This is a genomic window from Asticcacaulis sp. SL142 (genome assembly GCF_026625745.1).
In the GTDB taxonomy this organism is placed as follows: Bacteria; Pseudomonadota; Alphaproteobacteria; order Caulobacterales; family Caulobacteraceae; genus Asticcacaulis.
Genome location: NZ_CP113061.1, coordinates 1609764 through 1631460, shown reverse-complemented (window position 1 = coordinate 1631460; position 21697 = coordinate 1609764). Strand labels below are relative to the sequence as shown.

Genomic DNA, 21697 nt, shown 5'->3' with positions numbered 1-21697 from the left:
TTTGATCATCCCTTCGGCGAGATATGACATGAACGACCTCAACATCATCGACAGCTTTATGAGCACCTTTATCGCCTATATCGACAGCGGATTTGGGCTGCTCAGAGGCGATGTCGGTCACCTGTCAGGCACACTGATCGCTATAGACGTGACTCTGGCGGCTCTGTTCTGGGCGCTGGATGGCGAAGCCAATGTCATGTCTCGCCTGATCAAAAAGGTGCTCTATGTCGGAGCGTTCGCCTTCATCCTCAACAACTTCAACATGCTGGCCAGCCTGATCTTTCAGTCCTTTGTGGGCATGGGACTTCAGGCGAGCGCGAACACTCTTACGGCCGCCGATCTGCTCAAGCCGGGCAAGCTGGCGGGGATAGGGTTTGAAGCGGCACATCCATTGCTCGTGCAGGCCTCAGACCTCGTTACTCTATCCGGCTTTATCGGCAACTTTCTCACCATTGTGATCCTGCTGGTGGCGTGGCTGCTTGTCCTGCTGTCCTTTTTCATTCTGGCTATTCAGCTTTTTATCACAGTGCTGGAATTTAAGCTCACAACGCTTGCCGGCTTTGTGCTTGTGCCATTTGCCTTGTGGAACAAGACCGCCTTTCTGGCCGAACGGGTCCTGGGCAATGTCATCACCTCAGGTATCAAGGTCATGGTTCTGGCCGTGATTGTCGGCATAGGCTCCGGTTTCTTTGATCAGTTTATCACGGCCCTGAACGGTCAGGAACCTGACATCAATCAGGCTATGTCTCTGGTTCTGGCCTCCCTGACGCTTCTGGGTCTCGGTATTTTTGGCCCCGGCATTGCATCAGGGCTTGTGTCCGGCGCGCCGCAACTGGGAGCCGGTGCGGCAGTGGGCACCGTAGGAGCCGCGGTCGGTGCCGGAATGCTGGCCGGTGGCGCGGTGGCCAGTATCGCCCGCATGGGTGGTTCAGCTCTTGGCGGCATGAAGGCCGCAAGTGCCGTCAGCGGCAGGGGATCTTCGGCCGGGGGTGCGGGGTCATCGTCACCTTCCGGTAGCCCTACCGGTGGTGGACCCTCGGCGGGAGGCGGAGCCGCACCTGCACCTGCGGCCTCCGCGCCGTCTGGCAATTCATCATCAGGCGGCGGCCAACCTCATGGATCATCGTCCAGGCAGTCCGCTTCAGGTCCAGGCCAGTCGAAGACCGAACAAACGCCGCCACAGTGGGCGCAGAATATGCGCGAAGAACAAAGCCGGCGGGCGCACCTGCACATGGCTCAGTCGGTCATAGCTTCCGGCGACCGCCCTATGGCCTCCGCTAATCCCGACCTCTCACAGAAGGACTAAACATCATGTCGTTTAAACGCAGTCTGCAACGCTATGGACAAACGCCTGAACCCATTACCCCTTATCAAAAGGCCGCTCAGGTCTGGGATGAACGTATTGGATCATCTGCGGCACAGGCCAGAAACTGGCGGCTTTTGGCTTATGGAGCCCTGTCTGTGAGCCTCGTTCTGGCGGGCGGCATGGTCTGGCTGGCGTCCCAGAGCCGGGTAACGCCCTATGTCGTCGAGGTCGATAGCCGCTCCGGCAGCATCAAAGCCCTTGGACCGGCGACTGAGGCGTATAAGCCATCCGATGCGCAAATTTCATGGTACATGGCGCGCTTCATTACAAACCTGCGTTCGCTTTCAATTGACCCCGTGCTCGTGCGTGAGAACTGGCTTGAAGCCTATGACTTCACCACTCAGGGGGCTGCACAGTATCTCAACGATCAGGCCCGGCAACGAGACCCGTTTGCCGGGGTTGGTGAACGTAGCGTCACCGTGTCCATCACGAGCGTGGTGCGGGCATCTAAAACTTCGTTTCAGGTGAAGTGGAATGAGCTGACCTACATTCATGGTGTTCTTACCCGCACGGAACGCTGGACCGCCATCCTTGGCGTGGTTCAAAAGCCGCCTACACGCGAAGAGACTTTGCGCAAAAATCCGCTCGGCCTGTACGTCAATCAAATGGCCTGGTCGCAGGACTATGCGCCCGACGCAGAGCGCATCGCTGCGGAAAGCACCGATGCGTCTGCGAAGACGTCACTACGGCCGGTGGCAGACGATGCCGCCCTGTCTGCAAATCCTCAATCTCAACCCCTGCAATAAAGGAGATTATTCATGCGTACCGCTGTGATTTTACTGGCGTCAGTTTCCGTTATCGGCTTGACCGCCTGCACATCATCTCAGGCCTTACCGGTCATCGCCTATGATACGGCTCGCTTTGTCGAGGCCGTAAAGGTGCCTGATCCGCCCGCTGCCGTAAGGTTTGTTGAGCAGCCTGTACCGGTCGCCATGCCAGGCCAGTTGGTCCCCGTGCCGAATGTGACCAAGATCAATACACTGGCACCTACGGCGCGTGTGCTCGCTGCTAACAAAGCCGCATTGCGGGAGCCGCAAACTCAGAGCTACATCAATGCTATTCAGGTCTATCCTTATATGGAAGGGGCGCTTTATCGTCTCTACACCGCGCCTGAAAAGGTGAGCGACATCGCATTAGAGCCGGGCGAGCACCTTATCGCCATATCGGCTGGCGACACGGCGCGATGGGTTATTGGCGATACCAAAAGCGGTGCCGGTGAAACGGCACAGGTGCATATATTGGTAAAGCCTTATGTTACGGGGCTGAAAACCAATCTGATTATAACGACCGATAAGCGTACCTATCATCTCACACTGGAAAGCACGTCCGGTACGGCTATGGCTGCCATTTCATGGCGCTACCCGCAAGGTACGTTGATTGCCCTGAAAGAGCAGGCAGCATTAGCCGAGCAAACCAAGCCTGCGGCTTCCGGTATAACGCTCGAAGATCTGCGATTTCGCTATGACATCAAAGGCGACAGCCCGTCATGGCGTCCGGTACGGGTCTTCGATGACGGCACAAAAGTCTATATCGAATTTCCCCAAGGGATAGCCCAGGGCGAGGCGCCACCTCTCTTTGTTGTGGGCGAGCACGGCGATGCCCAGCTCGTCAATTACCGGATGCGCGGATCTTACTACATCGTGGATCGTCTCTTTGCCGCCGCCGAGCTGCGTCTTGGCGGGAAGGTTCAGAGTATCGTGCGGATCGAACGCAATGACGTCCGCCCGGCTGGCAAAGTCAAATCCGTAGCGGGAGGTCGCCATGACTGATGCGGCAGATCCCCCGAAGGCCGACCCTGAGACACTGGTGTTACGTGCCAGGCCGCGTAAAGTGGTACGCTTCAAGCGCAACCTCCTGATTGGTGCAGCGGCTTTAGCCTGCGTCGGTATCGTCGCGGTCACATGGCTTGGGTTGAAAAGACCGGAGGTCAAAGCTGTCGCTGATCAATCGTCAGGCTATGACCCCGAAAAAGCTTCTGATGCGCAGAAGCCTAAGCCCGATCAGTTGCAAAATCTGCCGAAGACCTACGCAGACGTGCCGGCCGGTGTGCCTCAGCTCGGACCGCCACTTCCTGGCGATTTGGGAAAGCCCATCCTTGAACACCAGCAGGCGCAGTTGAAAGAGCCATCGACTTCAGGTTCGGCAGATCAGGCGTCAACGCAATCCACTCACGAGTCCGGTTTGTTTTTCGGCATGAATGATAGAGGGAGTGCGGCACCGCTTGCGTCGAATGCAGTCGAGGCAGGGCTGACAGATGCGAGTCTTATCATCCCGACACAGCCAGAGGCGGGCTTGAACCTAGATCCTGATAAGGATCAGAATGCGCAAGGTCGTAAGCTGGACTTTGCAGGGCAGGGCTCAAAGGCGGACATTTACAACAGTCAGGGTCTGCAAACCCCGGCCTCACCCTATCAGGTCATGGCGGGCACCATCATCAATGCCAGTCTGATTACGGGACTGAAATCGGACTTGCCAGGGATGACGATCGCGCAGGTCACAGCTAATGTTTATGACACGGTGACGGGTCGAGTTCTCCTGATCCCGCAAGGCTCCCGCCTGATCGGCCGCTATGACAGCGTGGTGGCTTTAGGACAGTCTCGCGCGTTGGTGATATGGCAGCGCCTGATCATGCCTGACGGATCATCCCTAGGGCTTGATAATCTGCCTGCCACAGACGAGGCGGGCTACGCAGGCCTTTCTGACAAGGTTGATTATCACACATGGTCGCTTCTCAAAGGCGTCGGCCTGTCGAGCCTTTTGGGGATTGCCGGTCAGACCGGCCCCGATACCGACAGCGAAGTTGTGAAGGCCATCCGTGAATCGACACGGCAGAGCGCTAATCAGGCCGGACAACGTATTGTCGAGAAGCAGCTAAACGTCCAGCCTGGCCTTACGGTGCGACCGGGATGGCCTTTGCGCGTTGTCGTCCACAAAGACCTGATCCTGAAACCTTACGCATCGTAGGAGGCCGAAATGGCCGAAATCAAACTGGGCAGGTTGCCTGATCGCACCCCCAACAAGCTGACCATCACCATCGGGGCGGAATTACATCAGGCGCTCAGAGAATACGCCGATATGTATCAGGCCGCTTACGGCGTTGCGGAGCCGGTCACCGAATTAATTCCATTCATGCTGGAGGCTTTTCTGGCCAGCGACAAAGGGTTTAACCGGGGAGGACGCCGTGGCTAACTATTCCTGGTATTTATGTTCGGGAGGTGCTTCATGCTGGCTGACGTGTCTTTTGAGCCGCTAATTAGTGAAAAGGCAGCCGCGGACATTCTGGGCGTTTCCATGGATACGATACAGCGTATTCGAAAACGCGGCGAAATAGGCTTCCGGAAAATCGGTTGCCGTTATAAATATACCGTATCAGACTTAAACGAGTATTCGGACAATCAACGGATCGCGCCATGTCAAAGGGAAAAATCAGCGAAATCGGAGGGTTCTGGCTCTCAGAACGGCCGCGGTCGCCTTTCTGGCACATCACCTGGTTCGACGTCCGGACACGACAGACACGTCGCGTCTCAACTGGCTGCGTCGATCTTCGGGAAGCCGAAATAAAACTCGCCGAGCATGTCACAAAGCATGCACATTTCCGTGACGTAAAACCGGCCGAAATGGCACTGGCAACGGTACTGGTTCGATACTGGCAGGGACATGCCTCAAAAATTGCCAGTCGGGTTCAGGCAAAGATTAGCCTCGCGCAATGGAATGAGTTTTTTGGCGATGATCTGGTGTCCGATCTCACCATCGACCGACAGGAAGCGTTCATAGATTGGCTCAAGAGCAGAGGCTATAAAAATTCCTATGTGTCGCGCACCATGTCTGTCGGACGTGCGGCGATCCGGCGCGCCTGGCAACGGGGTGAAATCACCTCCGCTCCCTTCATAATTGATGAGCATGATCGTTCTGACGAAGATGAACCCTATCGCTTGTCAAAAGCTGAAATGCGCAAGCTGCTTATTAAATCGAAAGAATGGCCGCATCTCCACCTGTTTATAATGATTTCACTGAACACGCTGGCCCGTCCCGGTGCCGTGCTGGATTTGGCTCCGAATCAGGTCGATCTGGACGCCAGACTAATCGACCTAAATCCGCGCGGGCGGAAACGCACCAAAAAGGGCCGTCCGATTGTGCCGATAACGGATACGCTGCTGCCTTATATCACACGCAGAGACGTATCGCGTTTTGTGAATTGGCATGGCAAGCCGATCCAATCAATTAAGAAGGGGTTTGCCACCGTAGTCAGCGCTGCCGGGCTTAGCAAAGATACCACGCCTTACAGTCTCCGCCACACCATGGCCGCTGAATTACGTGCCAGGGGTGTTCCGGCGTGGGAAGTCGAAGGGCTGTTGGGCCATAAGTTACCTGGCACAACTGAAAGATACGCCAAATTTGCTCCCGACTATTTAAGTCAGGGGGCTGCGGCAATTGATGCCTATTTCACTGACATATTGAATCCAAAGAACAAATTTGATGGCTTTTCGCGTGTCTGCGTGCCACTTGCGTGGCACAACGACATTTCGCCAGATGGCGATATTCCGAAATCGCTAATGTTTTCAATGGGTAAAATGGTGGACCCGACAGGGATTGAACCTGTGACCCCTACGATGTCAACGTAGTGCTCTCCCGCTGAGCTACGAGTCCACTTTATGCGAGGAAGCGGTGTATAACCAAGCCTCCCCGCCATAGCAAGCCATTTTTCGGGAAATCTGTGGGTTAATCCCACAATCAGATTTAGGGCGCTTACGCCGCGATCAGGCGTTCCACTTCGGTGACAATTTCGCGCCCGCCCTCAAGGAGCGCAGCGTTAGGGCAACTAAAAACACCCTCAAGAAGCGCAGCGTTAGGTCAAGTAAAAACCTGCGCGAAGCTTACGCCGCGATCAGACGCTCGACTTCGGTCACGATCTCGCGCAGATGCACCGGCTTTTCGAGCACCTTGGCTTCGGGAGAGGCTTTCTGGGCGTTAAGGGCCACCGCGGCAAAGCCGGTGATGAACATGATTTTAAGGCCCGGCTGGCGCTGGCCGGCAATCTTGGCGACTTCGATACCATCGGCACCTGGCATAACAATATCGGTCAGCAGCAGGTCGTAGGGGCCTTGATCGAGCGCTTCGATCGCGCTGTCGCCATCGGCACAGCTTACGACCTCATAACCCGCCCGTTGCAGGGCGCGGGTCAGGAAACTGCGCACGGAATCTTCGTCTTCAGCCAGCAGAATTTTCTTCATGGTACCCCATAACTACTCAATATTTTTCAGTCGCCAGTTGCGCTGAGCCGACCCGTGGAGGCGATAATAACGCAACTGACGTAAATTAGGGATGAAGAACTCGCACGAATGGCCTACTAAATAGCTAATATGGATACGAATGTTTCTCAACTGTGGCACTTGTCCCGCGATTTTATTCCGGCGGTCGATGTGATCGAGCCGGACGGCGGGGAGGGCTGGCCGCTGGTGTTTGGTCTGCCCCATTCCGGTCGCTACTATCCCGACAGTTTTATTCAGGGCGCACGCGAGGCCTTGCCGGTGCTTAGGTCCACCGAAGATGCCTATGTCGATGACCTGATCGGGTTTTCACAGGACATGGACATCCGCTGTGTTCGCGCTGTCTATGGGCGGTCGTTTGTGGATGTTAACCGCGATCCGCGTGAGTTGGATGCCCGTCTGATCAAGGGCGCTTTGCCCAGAGACGCCCTGACCCAGACCCTGCGGGTGCGCTCCGGCTTTGGGGTCATTCCGCGCTGTTTGAGCGGGCAGAGGGAAATCCATCTTCACCCCATCGGGATTGATGAGGCCAAGGTGCGTATTGCACGGGTTCATGCCCCCTATCACCACGCCCTGAACTATCTGCTGCGGCAGGGATGCGCCCAGTTTGGCACCATTATGTTCATCGACTGGCATTCCATGCCGTCAACCACGCAGGCCGGCGGGTCGCGAAAGCTGCCCGATATCGTGCTGGGCGACCTTTATGGGGAAACCTGCGATCCGGAATTGACGCGCTTTGTGAAGAAGCAACTGGAGGCGCATGGCCTTAAGGTCGGGCTGAACATGCCCTTTGCCGGGGGCTATAATATGGAAACCTACGGTAAGCCGCACCGGGGCGTTCACGCGCTACAGATTGAGATCAACCGCGCGCTCTATATGGATGAGGCGACTTTGGAGCAGACGGCGGGCTTCGGGACGCTCAAATCGGCACTGGCGTCCGTTATTGAGGCCCTTAAGTCGTTTCGCCTCGGAACTCTCTAAAATCGGGCAAAAAAAAGCCGCGCTAATAACAAGCGCGGCTAAAGTCTACAGGGAGGAAACGCCCAGGAAGGGCATCGACGTAACAACGTCGAACAAGATCAAAATAGTTTGCGGTGCGGAAAATCGCAAGTCCAAAAGTGCATTTGTATGATCACGTATGGTTACAACTGCAAAAACATTAATGTCACTACCGTGATTTTAATGGGCTTTCCTAATCTTGCGGCTCTTTTTTAGGCAGGTGATTTGCGCGGTCGTCCTTGTGCATCGCAAGAATATCCTCAAGCGGTGCGGGGTCGTTTTCATAGAGTGGACGGGTGCGGGTAGGGTAGGGGTGCTCCTCCAGCAATTCGCGCATCCGGCGAAGGCCGCGTGACGCCTGAGAGCTGGCCTGACGCCAGCCGAGCAGAAATACCGCCCCTATGCTGGCGATCACCAGTGCCCACGGCCCGAACAGCCAAGCTCCGGCGGCCAGAGAGAAATAGTAACCGCGCACGCCTTGCGAAAAATTCGACATGGCCGGATCGATGATATCTGATGCCGCTTCGGTGAATTTGTCAGCGGTTTCTTTGTCGACATTGAGCGGAATGGCGCCGAAGGCCGCCACGCAGTAATTCATCTGACGCAGGGCCCAGATGAAGTTCAGCAGGCCGCGTGCCAGACAAACAATGACCAGTGATAGTTTAAGCACCAGCAAGGATGAGGAGGTGTCGATCCCAAGCCCGGTCGCGTATTGAAAGGTGACATCGGTGCTGAACAGGGCGCCGCCGATGGCCGCAATCAGGATAAGGTTGGCGGAGGCAAAAAAGCTGGCCGAATTGACGCCGTGGCCGATCAGGTTGGAATCGAACAGTTTGAAGTCCCGAATGACCATCTCGCGCATCCAGGCATGGCGCACGACGGTCAAATCTTTCAGCAACATGCCGCGGCGCTTGGACAGCAATCGGATCAGGTGCTCATAGCCGAACCAGCATACGAAAAAGATCACCAGAGCGGCTATATCGAAACCAAAAGCCATAAAATCGAAATCGGACATCATACTTCCCCGCGTGTCTGTGGTCATGGTTTGCCACGGTATTGATTTCATTAAGCTTAACAGACCGTGTATCCGGTCACCAGCCCCAGGATTTTATCGGTACAGGCCACAAAGTTTTCACTTTTTCTAACTCTTCGCTTGTGCGAACAGCCTCAATCTCTTAAATGGGCGCAACTTTGTTATATAATCAAAAAGCCAGAACTTATGAATATAGATAAGATTTCTATTGGTCCTAACGCGCCGTGGGACATTAACGCTATTATCGAAATTCCCCAGGGTGGCATGCCGGTCAAGTACGAACTGGATAAGGACTCCGGGGCTCTGTTTGTCGACCGTTTTCTCTACACGTCGATGTTCTATCCCGGTAACTACGGGTTTATTCCGCACACCCTGGCTGACGATGGCGACCCGTGCGACATTCTGGTGGTCGGTCCCGTGCCGGTCTATCCGGGGGTCGTGATCCGTTCGCGTCCCATCGGTGTGCTGCTGATGGAAGACGAAGCCGGTAAGGACGAGAAAATCCTGGCCGTGCCGGTCGATAAGTTGCACCCGTACTATAGCAATGTCTCCAGCTACCGCCAGATGCCAGAAATACTGATCGAGCAGATCGCGCACTTCTTTGCGCACTACAAGGATCTGGAAAAGAACAAGGTCACGACCCTTAAGGGTTGGGGCGAGCCCGAAGTGGCGGCCCAACTGATCCGCGAAGGTCAGGAACGACTGGCCGCCAAGGTCGGTTAAGCCTTATCTGTTTTGAGTTCTGAAAAACCCGCTCCGGTATCCGGCGCGGTTTTTTTTACGCCGGTTTTTGTATTGTCGCGTTTAAACGCTCTGGTGTCGCAAATGTTACTCAGAGCCCTGTCAGGCTGCGATTTGCGGCTTTTCACGCTTGCGATTAACGGCTTAATGTCGGGCAGACTGAGCGCAAATTAAAGGAGCGGGCAATGGATATTCTGAATGGTGTTTTAGGCGCATTGGGCGGCGGCGATAAGGGTGGCCTTAATCTGGAGGCCCTGTCGGGTCTGGTCGGCAATGGCGGATTGAATGACATTGTGGGCCAGCTTTCACAGGGCGGCCTGCAGGACGTGGTGCAGTCGTGGCTGGGTAATGGTGCCAACCTGCCGATTTCGGCTGAGCAGATTCAGTCGGTGCTGGGCTCTGATCAGGTGGCGCAGATCGCCCAGACAATCGGGATTAATCCGGCGCAGATCGCCGATGTCCTGCCGGGCCTGATCGATAAGCTCAGCCCCAATGGTCAGATCTCCGCGGAAGGGCTTTCCGGCGGACTTGGTGACATTGTCGGGCAACTGGGTGGCAGCGGTATTGTTCAGGACGTGCTGGGCGGCCTGTTTAAACGCTGATCGATTCTGATTGAGCGGCTGTGGATTGTGCCGGATTTGGCCATATTTCCGACACAATTCATCATCTTAATACCGTTTTTCTTGCAAGCTTGTGCAATTTTTTCGATTTATTATGCGTTTTGATAGCGGTATCGTGATAAATTATACTAAATATTGTGGTTAATTCGTAATTTTTACAAAGCCGTTTTTCAAGAGTCCTTATATTACAATTGTATGACGACTAATGACCGCTATGGTTGACCAATTGGGGTGACCTAGATTTCGTCACAATATCTGTTACAATGTAATCATTGCAAGGCGTCAGCAGTTTTAGCGGGACTGTGTGTTTTTGTCGTAATCTACCCGTGTACTGTACCTGAGTTCCCCCATTCACCTTACATGCTCAAGAAGAAAATTATGCCAAGTTCCTCCCCGGATGTGGCATCGCGCCTTTATGCCTTGGCAGTGGCGCGTGACACAGCGAATTTAGTAGATATGGATGCCGCGCTGGCCATGGCGCGGGCGTCTGTGCGTACCCTGATGGCGCTGTCGCCTCAGGCGGCCCTTCTGATGCGCTCATTTGCGCAGGAAGAGATCGACCGCCTGTCGATGGAATGTACCGAAGAGGCCGAAGGGGCGATTGCGCTGGTGCGCGAAGCGCTTGATCGCGTCTGAATATTTGAGTTTCGTGCTTAACGAAAAAGCGCTCCGATATATCGGGGCGCTTTTTGTTTTATGGCACGGTGTTCACCTTGCCCTTAAGGGGTGTGTAGAGCGGAAAATACAGCCTGACCGCGTCACCACTACCGCTGTTTGAAAAGTGACCACTGTCGCTGAACAGGAGCCGCTCCCCCTGGCGATAGGTGCAGTGCGTCCCGTTGGGGCATAGAGATGTCAGAGGATCCGTGAAAACTACGTCACCGGTTGCGCGGTGCAGGCTTTCATTGATCTCAGAGCCAAAACTGTTGGCGGCGACGCTGGGGCGTGGGGTTTGCCTGACCTGCCGGAAAGCGATGACGCCGACATCGGTCACAAACAATGGGCTTTGGCCGATAACATAGGTCTTCACGCCCATGGCCTTAAGGGCGGACAGGGTTGATTGTATTTGGTCCATCCCCCGGCTTTTCATGTCAATCCAGCGCGCCGACAGAATGACGGTTTTGATGTTTAAGGTCTTGATGAGCTTTAAGGCGTTGGCATTGAAATTCTGGCAGTTGGGGCGGGCGTAGGAGTAATAGGACAAGACCGGCGGGCAACCGGCGGCGGTGTATTGGTACAGCGTGTAGGGAATGTGGGCGGCATTATCGGTCAGGCCCGGCACATAGTGGGCGGCATAGGAATCGCCCCACAGCAACACAGCCTCCGGGCCGTTGCTCACAATCCGGCACTGATCAGCGTTCCACTTTTCATACGGTATCGGGGCCTCGAAAAAGCAGACATTATTGTTCCAGCTATTGGTGCGCCCGTCGGCGACGACGACCGGATCATAGTCGGGAAAGCGGTCAGGAAAGCCTTTGAGGGTCACACCGGCCGAACCCAGCGCAAACAGGGCCACAAGCCCTGCCAGTGTGCCGACCAGCAAAACTGGCCGCGACGGCGCAAAACCCGGCTGGCGGAACGGTTGCTCGATGAAGCGCCAGCTTAAAACGGCCAGAATGAAGCTTAAGAGGATGATGAAGCCTGCCCACATCAGGCTTGGAGGCTCAAGCGTGACATAGCGGACAAACACGGTCACCGGCCAGTGAACCAGATACAGCGAATAGGAAATCTTACCGATAAAGACCATAGGGGCCCACGACAAAACCCGTCCGCCAAGGCCCGCCGGAAAGGCCCCGCTGTAGATTAGCAGAACCGCGCCCAGAACGGGCGGCAGGGCGGTAAGCCCCGGAAACGGCGTGGCTTCGGTATAGACGACGATCGGCACCAGTATCAGCAAAAGCCCCAGCCCGCTCAGAACATGGGCGACGGTTGCGGTGCGTGGTGCGGGTAGGCGCATCAGGGCCAGAAGCGACCCGGCCAGAAGCTCCCACGCCCGGGTCGGCAGCAGGAAGAAATTCGCCGTCGGCCCGACGTCTGTCAGATAGATGCTTAAAGCCAGCGATCCGGCGGCCCCCAAGGCAAACAGCCATACCCAGTGTTTACGGATCAGTTTAAAGGCCACCCACATGGCGATGGGCATGACAATATAAAACTGCTCTTCGACGGCCAGCGACCAGGTGTGCAGCAGCGGACGCAACAGCGCGCTGGCTTCGAAATAGCCTGAATACTTCCAGAAATAGAGATTGGAAATAAACGCCGCGGTGGCCGCCACGCTTTTGGAGAAATCCTGAAAATAGGACGGCAGGAACAGTAGCCACGCCGTGATCCAGGTGGCGATGATCACGGCGGCAAGGGCGGGGATGATGCGCCTTATGCGGCGTTCATAGAACTGAGCTATGGAAAAGCGTCCAGCCTCAAGGTCATCGCGCAAAATCCCGGTGATCAGGTAGCCTGAGATGACGAAAAAGACATCGACCCCGATAAACCCGCCTGAAATGCCGGGGATGCCCGCGTGAAACAGAACCACGGGCAAAACCGCCAGCGCCCTGAGGCCATCGATATCCGCCCGGTATTTCATTCCAACCCCTTGATCGCACTGGTGACGGGGGCGGCTGCCCCTTACAGTGGCGGTGAATCGCAAAATCTGTAAGGAGCAAATTAGAATCGCAAGATTTGATTTTTAGTGAATGGCGATTAATCAGCCGTCGAATCGACGATTTCCGCGTTCGGGCCGTTCTTCAGGATTGACTCGATAGCGTTTTTCGCGCCCGCTTTGGAGCTGTAGCCTTCGGTCCAGAAGATGCTCTCGGAATTGTATTTGAAATAAGCGACGAATTCGCCCGCCTTGTTTTTCTTGATCTCAAATGTATGCGCCATAGCGTCCCCGCTGTGAAGTCTCTGAAAAGAAGGCTCAATTTCGCGCAAGGTAGTTAAGGCTGTCAAGTCGGTTCGGGGCGTGCAGGATCACAAAGCCTTGATAATTCGCAAAGGCCGGAAATGGCTCAGCGCTGTTTCAGGCCGTGATGCCAGACCAGCCCCAGAAAACCGCCCTTGATATAGGGCAAAAGCCACAGCGTCAGTGCGCCCATAACCGCAATCGATGACGGGATCAGGATTTCAAACGGATAGTGCATAAATACGCTGTCGAACATAAACAGCGGCGCAATCACGATATGGCCGACGATGATCATGGTGACATAGGCCGGACCGTCATCGCACGGATAAAGCCCCAGCGGCGTATGGCAATGATCGCAGGCATCGACAACCTTGAGGTAGCCCTTAAAGGCGCGGCCTTCGCCACAGGCGGGGCAACGCCGGTGCAGGCCACGCTTGATCGCGGTCATAAGGGTAGGCTTTTCAGCGGTCATGGCATACTCAGGTATGTTTGGCTCAGGGGCGTTGGGCTCAGATGCGTTTAGGCTCATAATAACCTAGTTGGCTTATCAGGATATAAAGATCAAGTCACGCAGGCTGTGCCATACGGTCGCAGGTTTGCGGGCCGTTTAAATCAGAAGCGGGTCTTGGTCTCACTGCGCGGGTCAAAAACCCAATTGTCTCTGTAAATGCGGCCCTCTCTGGCCGTTTTCCGCCACGGGCGGGCTTTGTTGAGGGCGATGTCGAACGCGGGGGACTTGCGATCTAAGTGTGCGAAACACAGGTCGGTAGCCGCGTCCGTTCGGCACTGGCTAATCCAATAGCCATCCGGGCCGATAACCCCTGCGGGCAAGGTCTTCGCAAACTGTGCGGCCACGGAAACGCTGAACCAGTAATTATTTGCGGCCGCATGGCCCTGAGCCATGATGCCGAAAATGGCGTTTTGTGAATAGGCGGACAGCAACAGGCAATCGACCCCAAGGCGTTCGTATTCAAGAAAGAGTTCCGGAAAATTAATCTCAATGCACAAGGCGCAGCCAAAAGTGAAGTCGTCGATCGAAAAGACGGTGGGGGTGTTGCCGGGGCTGTAGTGATGGGTGATCTCGTTGTGTGAGCACAGGCGCTTATCGTACCGGGCTACCACGTTTCCGGAATCTGAGATGACATAAAGGCTGTTGTGTGGGCGGTTGGGGGTAGTCAGTCGATGTTCGCTGCCCAATATCGTCCAAAGACTTAAGCTTTTGGCCAGCGCTGCGGTGCGTTCAAGTTCGTCGCGTAAGGCTTCCCATGGCGGGGCGGCAGAAACCTGATAGCCTGAAATGGCGCCTTCGGGGAAGTGAATAAGGCGCGCTCCGGCGTCATGTGCCTTTTGCATCAGGGCGCGAATTTCCCGTCCATTCTGACGTGGATCGTGTGTTACAGGGCTTTGAGCGGTGGCCATCAGCATGTGGGCTATTGTGTAGGTGGCGCGGTAATTTCGCAAGGCGGTGCATTTTTTCGTGCAAAATCACGTCTTATCGTGCCCAGCGTAAACAAAGACTTGCATATCATATAAAGATATCTTTATATGATTATATGAGATCGAAATCGAATCCTGTGTTGGGGGCGGCGCTGCTGCTGGAGGCCTTGAAGGCCGCCGGTGAGCCGACGCGTCTGCGCCTGTTGCGACTGCTGGCCGATGAGGAATTGTCGGTCATGGAACTGGTGCAGATCCTAAACCAGAGCCAGCCGCGTGTCTCGCGTCATCTTAAGCTGATGAGTGAGGCCGGTCTGATTGACCGCTTTCCGGATGGGGCCTGGGTGTTTTACCGTGCCTCTGATGCGCCCGCGATCCGTCCGCTGGTGACGGCCGTGCTGGATGCGCTGGGCGATGACTATGCCGATGATGTGCGCGCGCTGGATGATATCCATGCCCAGCGCCTGAAATCGGCCCAGAGCTATTTTGAAAATATCGCCGGACGGTGGGACGAAATCCGCTCCCACCACATATCCGAAGCCGATGTCGAAGCGGCGATCACTGATATTTTGGGTGATCAGCCGTTTGATCATCTGGTTGATCTGGGCACGGGTTCCGGTCGGATGCTGACGCTGTTAGGGCCGCGCGCCAAGGCCGCGACCGGCCTTGATCTGTCGCAGCAGATGCTCAATATCGCCCGCGCCAAAACCGCCGAAAGCGGCCTGACGGGCGATATAAGGATCGACTTTCGCCACGGCGATATTGCCGACACCCGCTTGGGCGCGGACAGTGCCGATCTGGTGATTGTCCATCAAGTGCTGCACTTCCTGCCCGATCCGGTGCAGGCCGTGCGTGAAGCCGGACGTATCCTTAAAAAAGGTGGGCGTCTGCTGGTGGTCGATTTCGCACCGCACGGCCTGGAGCACATGCGCGAGCAGTATCAGCACCGGCGCTTAGGTATCAGCGATGAGGATATGTCGGGCTGGCTGATGCGGGCGGGCCTGACGCTTAACAACGACACAGCCCTGCCGCCGGTGGATGGCGCAGGTCTCACGGTGCGCATCTGGCTGGCGCGCAAAGACTGAAATTTAACTATAAAGACCTCACCATGATAAGTCCTCATCTGCAAACTCGCCTAAGCTCGATCGCGCGTTCGGTATCGTCCGGCGGCAGCCATCTCAATATTTCGTTCGAGTTTTTTCCGCCCAAATCGGAAGAGATGGAACTTAGCCTATGGAACTCTATCCGCCGTCTTGAGGGGCTTAATCCGTCGTTTGTGTCGGTGACTTATGGGGCGGGTGGTTCAACGCGTGAGCGTACCCACCGCACGGTCAAGCGTATTCTGGATGAAACTTCGCTCAAGCCTGCCGCCCACCTGACCTGCGTTGAGGCGTCCCGCGAAGAGGTCGATGAGGTCATCCGCGAATACTGGGCCGCCGGTGTGCGTCATATCGTGGCCCTGCGCGGTGATCCGCCGACGGGCTTGCAGGACGGGCAATATACCCCGCGCGCCGATGGCTATCAGAACGCCACAGAGCTTACCGCTGCCATTAAGCGCATTGCCGATTTTGAGGTCAGCGTGGGCGTTTATCCCGAAAAACATCCGCAGTCGCCGTCACTGGATTTCGATCTGGATGTCCTGCGTCAAAAGGTCGATGCGGGTGCCACGCGCGGCATCAGCCAGTTTTTCTTTGAGCCGGAAACCTATTTGCGCTTTCGCGATGCCGTGGTCGATGCCAGCATTAAAATTGAGCTGACCCCGGGCATCATGCCCGTCACCAATTTCAAAGGCTTAAAGCGCATGGCGCAGGCGTGCGAAGCCAATGTACCAGCTTGGCTGGCGGAACTGTTCGACGGGCTGGATGACGACACTGAGACCCGCAAGCTTCTGGCATCGGCGGTGGCGGTTGAGCAGGTGCTTGAGCTTGAGCGCGAAGGGGTGACCAATTTTCATTTCTATACCCTCAACCGCGCCGAACTGGTCTATTCCATCTGCCGGGTGCTTGGTGTAAAGGCATTAAGCGCCTGACGGGCAGGCAAGGGTTACCGCTAAAAGTATGGGGTCAGGTCATGAATGTGCAGCCAAGCTATGCGGACTTGACTCGGTATGACCCGAATCCGTTCAAGCGCTGGTTGCAGAATGGACGATTTCGAGATGCGATAAGACTCCTAAATCCGCAGGATCAAATGCGGATAGTGGATTACGGTGCCGGTGATGGTGAACTGGTGGTTCGGTTAAAATCGCATTTGCCAAACGCTGAATTTATTTGCTTTGAGCCGGGCCATTCCCTCTACGTGCAGGCGCAGATGCACCTGATGGGGCGGGATCGGGTTCGACTTACGGCGGTATCGGCGGATATTCACGATGGCTGGGCGGATGCGGTTTTTTGCCTGGAAGTTTTTGAGCATTTGCCGCTGGATGAGACGGTGGCGGCGCTAAAGGAAATACATCGGATACTCAAACCCGGTGGTGAACTGATTATCGGGGTGCCGGTCGAGACCGGCCCGATAGCGTTAGTCAAGGGGCTGTTTCGGTCGCAGCGGCGAAAGGATTTTGATACGGATTGGTCGCGCATATGGCGGGCGGTGCTGGGAGATGTGGGCTTTGAGCGTCATAGGGTGTGGATGACACCTGAGATGTCCTACTATCCTCACCATCTGGGCTTTGACCACAGGGTGATGATCGAGGCGGCCTCGCCGTGGTTTCAGGTGGTGACAACCCGCCCCAGTCCTCTGGGTTTGCTACCTGTGGGGCTGAATACGGAACTGAATATCCGGCTGATCAGGAAGCCTGATACGAACACGGACGACCTGTCGTCTTGAAAACCACACGTCATGCGCATAAGTGAGTGACGATCGCGCGGCGACCATAATTAAAGGTGTAAACCCCATGACCCGATCTGAACGTGTTGAAGCACTATATGCGGCCTCAAAAGAGCGCATCCTGATCCTTGATGGCTCATGGGGGGTGATGATCCAGCGTCGCGAATTGTCCGAAGAGGATTTTCGCGGAGAACGCTTTGCGGATCATGTCGGTCAGATGAAGGGCAATAACGATATCTTGTGCCTGACGCGGCCTGATATCATCACCGACCTGCACAATGCCTATTTTGAGGCTGGTGCGGATATCAGTGAGACCAACACCTTTTCGGCCACGACCATTGCGCAGGATGACTATCATCTGGATGCTCAGGCATGCTGGGATATCAACTATGAGGGCGCTAAGCTTGCCCGCGCCGCCGCCGATGAGTGGACAGCTAAGGAGCCGCATAAACCGCGCTTTGCCGCCGGTTCGATCGGGCCGCTCAATAAGATGCTCAGCATGTCGTCGGACGTGAATGATCCCGGTGCGCGACTGGTGACCTTTGATCAGGTCTATGAGGCCTATAAGCAGCAGGTGAGGGCGCTCTATCAGGGCGGGGTTGATCTCTATCTGATTGAAACCATTACCGATACCTTGAACTGCAAGGCGGCGCTTAAGGCGATCCTCGACCTCGAAGACGAAGAACAGGAAAAGCTGCCGATCTGGATTTCGGGCACGATCACCGACCGTTCGGGGCGCACACTTAGCGGCCAGACGGCGGAAGCCTTCTGGAATTCGGTCAAGCACGCCAAGCCGTTTGCCATTGGCTTTAACTGCGCGCTGGGGGCCGATCTGATGCGCCCGCATATTGCGGAGCTGTCGCGCGTGGCCGATACCTTGGTTGCCGCCTACCCCAATGCCGGCCTGCCCAATGCGATGGGCCAGTATGATGAGCAACCGCACGAAACGGCTCATGAACTGCATGAATGGGCGAAAGACGGGATCGTGAATATCCTCGGCGGCTGCTGCGGCACGACGCCGGATCATATCCGCCATGTTGCCGACGAAGTGCGCGGCATCAAACCCCGCCCCGTGCCTGAACGCCCCAAGGCGATGCGTCTTTCCGGCTTAGAGCCGTTTGAGTTAATCTGATGGCTTACAAAATGGCCGACCTGTTCAAAGATCCCGAACACGCCCGCACCTATGCCGAGCGGCCGAAGAAGATTATTCCGGGGTTTGACGGTCTGCACCGCATCATGGCGCAACTGATTGCCGAAGCGTCACCGGCGCAGACGCTGGTGCTCGGCGGTGGCGGCGGGCTGGAACTTAAAACCCTGAGTGAAGCCTTGCCGGAGGGGCGGTTTTACGCCGTCGATCCGTCGGCAGAAATGATTGCGCAGGGCAGGGCTTACTTAGGCGATCCCGCCTCAGTGGAGTGGGTTGAGGGCCTTATATTCGATGCGCCAGGAGGGCCATTCGATGCCGCGACCTGCATGTTGACCCTGCATTTCGTGCCCGATGACGGCGCGAAGCTTGAGACGCTTAAAGGTATTAAGGCACGGCTGAAACCCGGTGCGCCTTTCTTTATCGCGCACATGAGCGTCGATAAGGATGACCCCAATTCGGATCAAAAGTTCGATCGTTATCTGCGCTACGCTCAGGATAGCCAGCTTGATCCGCAGGTGCTGAAAGAAGCCCATGAGCGCGTGCGCACCGGCCTCAATACGGTCGGCCCGGAACGTGATGAACAGCTTTTGCGGGAGGCGGGTTTCAGCGGGATTGAGCTTGTCTTCAAAGGCCTGTACTGGTGCGGTTGGGTTGCCTACGCCTGAAAATGCCTTGCGCGATCTTTAATTAGGACCACCAGTTACTCATGAGACCTTCCTTTATCAATATCGGTGAACGCACCAACGTCACCGGCTCCGCCAAGTTCAAGAAACTGGTCATCGAGGGCAACTATAGCGCCGCGCTCGATGTCGCGCGTCAGCAGGTCGAGGCCGGGGCCGCGATCATTGACGTCAATATGGACGAAGGCTTGCTGGATTCGGTGGTGGCCATGCGTACCTACCTGAATTTGCTGGCGGCCGAGCCCGATATCGCGCGCGTGCCGGTGATGATCGATTCTTCCAAGTGGGAAGTGATCGAGACCGGCCTGAAATGCGTGCAGGGCAAGGCGATTGTCAACTCGATCTCCATGAAAGAGGGCGAGGATAAGTTCCGCGCCGAAGCCGTAAAATGCCTGCGCTATGGTGCCGCCGTCGTGGTCATGGCCTTTGATGAGGTGGGGCAGGCCGACACGGCCAAGCGTAAGATCGAAATCTGCACCCGCGCCTATAATATATTGGTGAACGAAGTCGGCTTTCCGGCCGAAGACATCATTTTTGACCCCAATATCTTTGCCGTGGCGACCGGTATCGAAGAACACGACAACTACGCCGTCGATTTCATCGAAGCCGTCAAGGTCATTAAAGCAACCTTGCCCTATGCGCGCATTTCAGGCGGGGTGTCGAACGTGTCGTTCTCCTTCCGCGGCAATGAACCGGTCAGACGGGCGATCCACTCGGTGTTCCTCTATCACGCCATAAATGCCGGCATGGACATGGGCATCGTCAATGCCGGTGATCTGCCGGTCTATGACGATATCGACCCGGAACTGCGCGAGGCCGTTGAGGATGTGATTCTGAACCGCCCGCAGCGCCATAATGTCAGCAATACCGAATATCTGGTGGACCTGGCGCCCAAATACAAAGGCGAAAAAGGTCAGGTCGAGGCCAAGACCCTGGCCTGGCGCGAAGGCACGGTCGAGGAACGCCTGAAACACGCGCTGGTCAACGGCATCACCGAATTTATCGATGCCGACACCGAAGAAGCCCGTCTGCAAGCCGCGCGGCCCCTGCACGTCATCGAAGGCCCGCTGATGGCCGGGATGAACGTGGTTGGTGACCTGTTCGGGGCCGGTAAGATGTTCCTGCCGCAGGTGGTCAAATCGGCCCGCGTCATGAAGCAGTCGGTGGCCTATCTGATGCCTTACATGGAGGCCGAAAAGCAGCAGCATGTGGCCGACGGCGGCACCTATCAGGCGGCGGGCAAGATCCTGATGGCGACCGTCAAAGGCGATGTCCACGATATCGGTAAAAACATCGTCGGCGTCGTGCTGCAATGTAATAATTACGAAGTCATCGACCTTGGGGTGATGGTGCCCGCTGACCGGATTTTGGCTGAGGCCAAAGAACACAAGGTCGATATGATCGGGCTTTCCGGTCTGATCACGCCGAGCCTGGATGAGATGGTGTTTGTGGCGCGTGAAATGCAGCGCACCGGCTTTGATATTCCGCTGCTGATCGGCGGGGCGACGACCTCCAAAACCCACACGGCGGTCAAGATCGAACCGGGCTATTCCAACGATCAGGTCGTCTATGTGCTCGATGCCTCCCGTGCCGTGGGGGTGGTGTCGCAACTGCTGAGTGAGACCGATAAGCCGAAGTTTGTTGCCGATACCAAGGCCGATTACGTTAAGGTGCGCGACGCCTATGGTAAGGGCGACAACAAGCCCCGTTCTGATCTGGCCGAGGCCCGCGAGCGCAAATTCGTGATTGATTTTGCGGCGGAACCGCCGGTCGCCCCGTCGTTTCTGGGCGTGCGCACCTTTAGTCCTTATGACCTGAATGATCTGGCCGAGCATATCGACTGGACGCCGTTCTTTGCAACCTGGGAACTGGCCGGACGATTCCCCGACATTCTGGACGACGATATCGTTGGTGAAGCCGCACGCGGATTGTATAAAGACGCGCAGGAAATGCTGGCGCGGATTCTGACTGAGAAATGGTTTGAGGCGCGCGGCGTGGTTGGATTCTGGCCAGCCAATGCGACCGACGATGACGATATCGAAGTCTATGAGGACGAGACGCGCTCAAAGGTCATCGCCAAATTCCACACCCTGCGCCAGCAGATGAAAAAGCCGCGTGCCGACCAGAGCAATCTGGCGCTGTCTGACTTTATTGCGCCAAAAGGCACGCCTGACTGGATCGGCGGCTTTGCGGTCACGGCGGGGCATGGTGAGCTGGAAATCGCTAAAAAATTCAAAGACGCGGGCGATGACTATAACGCCATTCTGGCCACCGCACTGGCTGACCGTCTGGCCGAAGCCTTTGCCGAAAGCCTCCACAAGAAGGTGCGTCGTGAGTTGTGGGGGTATGCACAGGGCGAAGACCTTGATATCGCGGGCCTGATTGCCGAGCAGTACAAAGGCATCCGTCCGGCACCGGGCTATCCGGCCCAGCCCGACCATACCGAAAAATGGACGTTGTTTGATTTGCTGGATGCAAGGGCGCGCACGGGTATGGAATTGACGGAAAGTCTCGCCATGACTCCACCGGCGTCGGTTTCCGGCATGTATTTCGCTCATCCCACATCGCATTACTTTGGCGTTGGAAAGATCGAAAAGGATCAGGTTGAAGACTATGCCCGCCGCAAGGGCTGGGCGGTCGATCAGGCCGAGCGGTGGTTGTCGCCTATCCTGAATTACGTGCCGTAAGGGT

The 21697-nt window shown here is 56.0% G+C and carries 24 protein-coding genes and 1 tRNA gene; 17 read left to right on the top strand and 8 right to left on the bottom strand.

Features of this window, described 5'->3' with window-relative positions:
• Window positions 1–28: 28 nt before the first annotated feature.
• The 6 genes from trbL to OVA03_RS07485 are packed head-to-tail and all read left to right on the top strand — an operon-like array spanning window position 29 to window position 4927.
• Window positions 29–1306 (top strand): P-type conjugative transfer protein TrbL, encoded by a 1278-nt coding sequence (gene trbL, locus OVA03_RS07510; protein ID WP_267527503.1) that lies wholly within the window; start codon window positions 29–31, stop codon window positions 1304–1306.
• A 5-nt stretch (window positions 1307–1311) separates the two neighbouring features.
• Entirely contained in the window at window positions 1312–2112 is an 801-nt protein-coding gene (gene trbF / locus OVA03_RS07505; RefSeq protein WP_267527502.1) for a conjugal transfer protein TrbF, read from the top strand.
• Window positions 2113–2124: 12 nt separating this feature from the next.
• Complete coding sequence (trbG, locus tag OVA03_RS07500; protein WP_267527501.1) at window positions 2125–3135, top strand: P-type conjugative transfer protein TrbG; 1011 nt, start codon at window positions 2125–2127, stop codon at window positions 3133–3135.
• Window positions 3128–4330 carry a TrbI/VirB10 family protein gene (locus OVA03_RS07495; RefSeq protein WP_267527500.1) on the top strand — a complete coding sequence of 401 codons (1203 nt, stop codon included), beginning with the start codon at window positions 3128–3130 and terminating at the stop codon, window positions 4328–4330. The genes trbG and OVA03_RS07495 overlap by 8 nt, the downstream gene beginning before the upstream one ends.
• Window positions 4331–4339: 9 nt before the next feature.
• Window positions 4340–4555 carry a DUF2274 domain-containing protein gene (locus tag OVA03_RS07490; RefSeq protein ID WP_267527499.1) on the top strand — a complete coding sequence of 72 codons (216 nt, stop codon included), beginning with the start codon at window positions 4340–4342 and terminating at the stop codon, window positions 4553–4555.
• Window positions 4556–4588: 33 nt separating this feature from the next.
• Window positions 4589–4927 (top strand): helix-turn-helix domain-containing protein, encoded by a 339-nt coding sequence (locus OVA03_RS07485; RefSeq protein ID WP_267527498.1) that lies wholly within the window; start codon window positions 4589–4591, stop codon window positions 4925–4927.
• A gap of 101 nt (window positions 4928–5028) precedes the next feature.
• Here the strand turns inward: OVA03_RS07485 and OVA03_RS07480 are convergent, their stop codons facing one another.
• On the bottom strand, window positions 5029–5268 hold the full coding sequence (locus OVA03_RS07480) for a hypothetical protein (protein ID WP_267527497.1): 240 nt from the start codon (window positions 5266–5268) through the stop codon (window positions 5029–5031).
• Here OVA03_RS07480 and OVA03_RS17045 point away from each other — a divergent pair.
• Window positions 5188–5988: a site-specific integrase gene (locus tag OVA03_RS17045; RefSeq protein WP_420710502.1), complete on the top strand. Its 801-nt coding sequence runs from the start codon at window positions 5188–5190 to the stop codon at window positions 5986–5988. The two genes, OVA03_RS07480 and OVA03_RS17045, sit on opposite strands and share 81 nt — an antisense overlap.
• Here OVA03_RS17045 and OVA03_RS07475 read toward each other — a convergent pair.
• A tRNA-Val gene (locus OVA03_RS07475) sits at window positions 5939–6013 on the bottom strand. The two genes, OVA03_RS17045 and OVA03_RS07475, sit on opposite strands and share 50 nt — an antisense overlap.
• Before the next feature lie 227 nt (window positions 6014–6240).
• Window positions 6241–6597, bottom strand: a complete 357-nt coding sequence (locus tag OVA03_RS07470; protein WP_189485558.1) for a response regulator — start codon at window positions 6595–6597, stop codon at window positions 6241–6243.
• A 129-nt stretch (window positions 6598–6726) separates the two neighbouring features.
• Between OVA03_RS07470 and OVA03_RS07465 the strand changes: the two genes are divergently transcribed.
• Window positions 6727–7614, top strand: a complete 888-nt coding sequence (locus OVA03_RS07465) for an N-formylglutamate amidohydrolase (RefSeq protein ID WP_267527496.1) — start codon at window positions 6727–6729, stop codon at window positions 7612–7614.
• Between the two features lie 211 nt (window positions 7615–7825).
• Here the strand turns inward: OVA03_RS07465 and OVA03_RS07460 are convergent, their stop codons facing one another.
• Window positions 7826–8650, bottom strand: a complete 825-nt coding sequence (locus tag OVA03_RS07460; protein ID WP_267527495.1) for a DUF599 domain-containing protein — start codon at window positions 8648–8650, stop codon at window positions 7826–7828.
• A gap of 201 nt (window positions 8651–8851) precedes the next feature.
• Between OVA03_RS07460 and ppa the strand changes: the two genes are divergently transcribed.
• The 3 genes from ppa (at window position 8852) to OVA03_RS07445 (ending at window position 10662) form a co-directional block, all read left to right on the top strand.
• Complete coding sequence (gene ppa / locus OVA03_RS07455; RefSeq protein WP_189485560.1) at window positions 8852–9388, top strand: inorganic diphosphatase; 537 nt, start codon at window positions 8852–8854, stop codon at window positions 9386–9388.
• Between the two features lie 203 nt (window positions 9389–9591).
• Window positions 9592–10008 carry a YidB family protein gene (locus OVA03_RS07450; RefSeq protein WP_267527494.1) on the top strand — a complete coding sequence of 139 codons (417 nt, stop codon included), beginning with the start codon at window positions 9592–9594 and terminating at the stop codon, window positions 10006–10008.
• 396 nt (window positions 10009–10404) lie between these two features.
• Window positions 10405–10662 (top strand): hypothetical protein, encoded by a 258-nt coding sequence (locus tag OVA03_RS07445; RefSeq protein WP_189485562.1) that lies wholly within the window; start codon window positions 10405–10407, stop codon window positions 10660–10662.
• 58 nt (window positions 10663–10720) lie between these two features.
• Here the strand turns inward: OVA03_RS07445 and OVA03_RS07440 are convergent, their stop codons facing one another.
• The 4 genes from OVA03_RS07440 to OVA03_RS07425 all read right to left on the bottom strand — a co-directional run bounded on the left by OVA03_RS07440 (window position 10721) and on the right by OVA03_RS07425 (window position 14341).
• Complete coding sequence (locus OVA03_RS07440; RefSeq protein ID WP_267527493.1) at window positions 10721–12604, bottom strand: acyltransferase family protein; 1884 nt, start codon at window positions 12602–12604, stop codon at window positions 10721–10723.
• A gap of 116 nt (window positions 12605–12720) precedes the next feature.
• Window positions 12721–12903 carry a YegP family protein gene (locus tag OVA03_RS07435; protein ID WP_189485564.1) on the bottom strand — a complete coding sequence of 61 codons (183 nt, stop codon included), beginning with the start codon at window positions 12901–12903 and terminating at the stop codon, window positions 12721–12723.
• Window positions 12904–13028: 125 nt separating this feature from the next.
• Window positions 13029–13394 carry a DUF983 domain-containing protein gene (locus OVA03_RS07430; protein ID WP_267527492.1) on the bottom strand — a complete coding sequence of 122 codons (366 nt, stop codon included), beginning with the start codon at window positions 13392–13394 and terminating at the stop codon, window positions 13029–13031.
• Window positions 13395–13534: 140 nt separating this feature from the next.
• A complete protein-coding gene (locus OVA03_RS07425; protein WP_267527691.1) occupies window positions 13535–14341 on the bottom strand; it encodes a carbon-nitrogen hydrolase family protein in 807 nt (268 codons plus the stop codon).
• A gap of 134 nt (window positions 14342–14475) precedes the next feature.
• Here OVA03_RS07425 and OVA03_RS07420 point away from each other — a divergent pair, with 134 nt between their 5' ends.
• The 6 genes from OVA03_RS07420 to metH all read left to right on the top strand — a co-directional run bounded on the left by OVA03_RS07420 (window position 14476) and on the right by metH (window position 21693).
• Window positions 14476–15441, top strand: a complete 966-nt coding sequence (locus OVA03_RS07420; protein ID WP_267527491.1) for an ArsR/SmtB family transcription factor — start codon at window positions 14476–14478, stop codon at window positions 15439–15441.
• A gap of 23 nt (window positions 15442–15464) precedes the next feature.
• Complete coding sequence (gene metF, locus OVA03_RS07415) at window positions 15465–16385, top strand: methylenetetrahydrofolate reductase [NAD(P)H] (protein WP_267527490.1); 921 nt, start codon at window positions 15465–15467, stop codon at window positions 16383–16385.
• Window positions 16386–16426: 41 nt separating this feature from the next.
• Window positions 16427–17179 (top strand): class I SAM-dependent methyltransferase, encoded by a 753-nt coding sequence (locus OVA03_RS07410; RefSeq protein ID WP_267527489.1) that lies wholly within the window; start codon window positions 16427–16429, stop codon window positions 17177–17179.
• Between the two features lie 67 nt (window positions 17180–17246).
• On the top strand, window positions 17247–18311 hold the full coding sequence (locus OVA03_RS07405) for a homocysteine S-methyltransferase family protein (RefSeq protein ID WP_267527488.1): 1065 nt from the start codon (window positions 17247–17249) through the stop codon (window positions 18309–18311).
• An 11-nt stretch (window positions 18312–18322) separates the two neighbouring features.
• Entirely contained in the window at window positions 18323–18991 is a 669-nt protein-coding gene (locus tag OVA03_RS07400) for a class I SAM-dependent methyltransferase (protein WP_267527487.1), read from the top strand.
• Between the two features lie 41 nt (window positions 18992–19032).
• A complete protein-coding gene (metH, locus tag OVA03_RS07395; RefSeq protein ID WP_267527486.1) occupies window positions 19033–21693 on the top strand; it encodes a methionine synthase in 2661 nt (886 codons plus the stop codon).
• Window positions 21694–21697 lie beyond the last annotated feature (4 nt).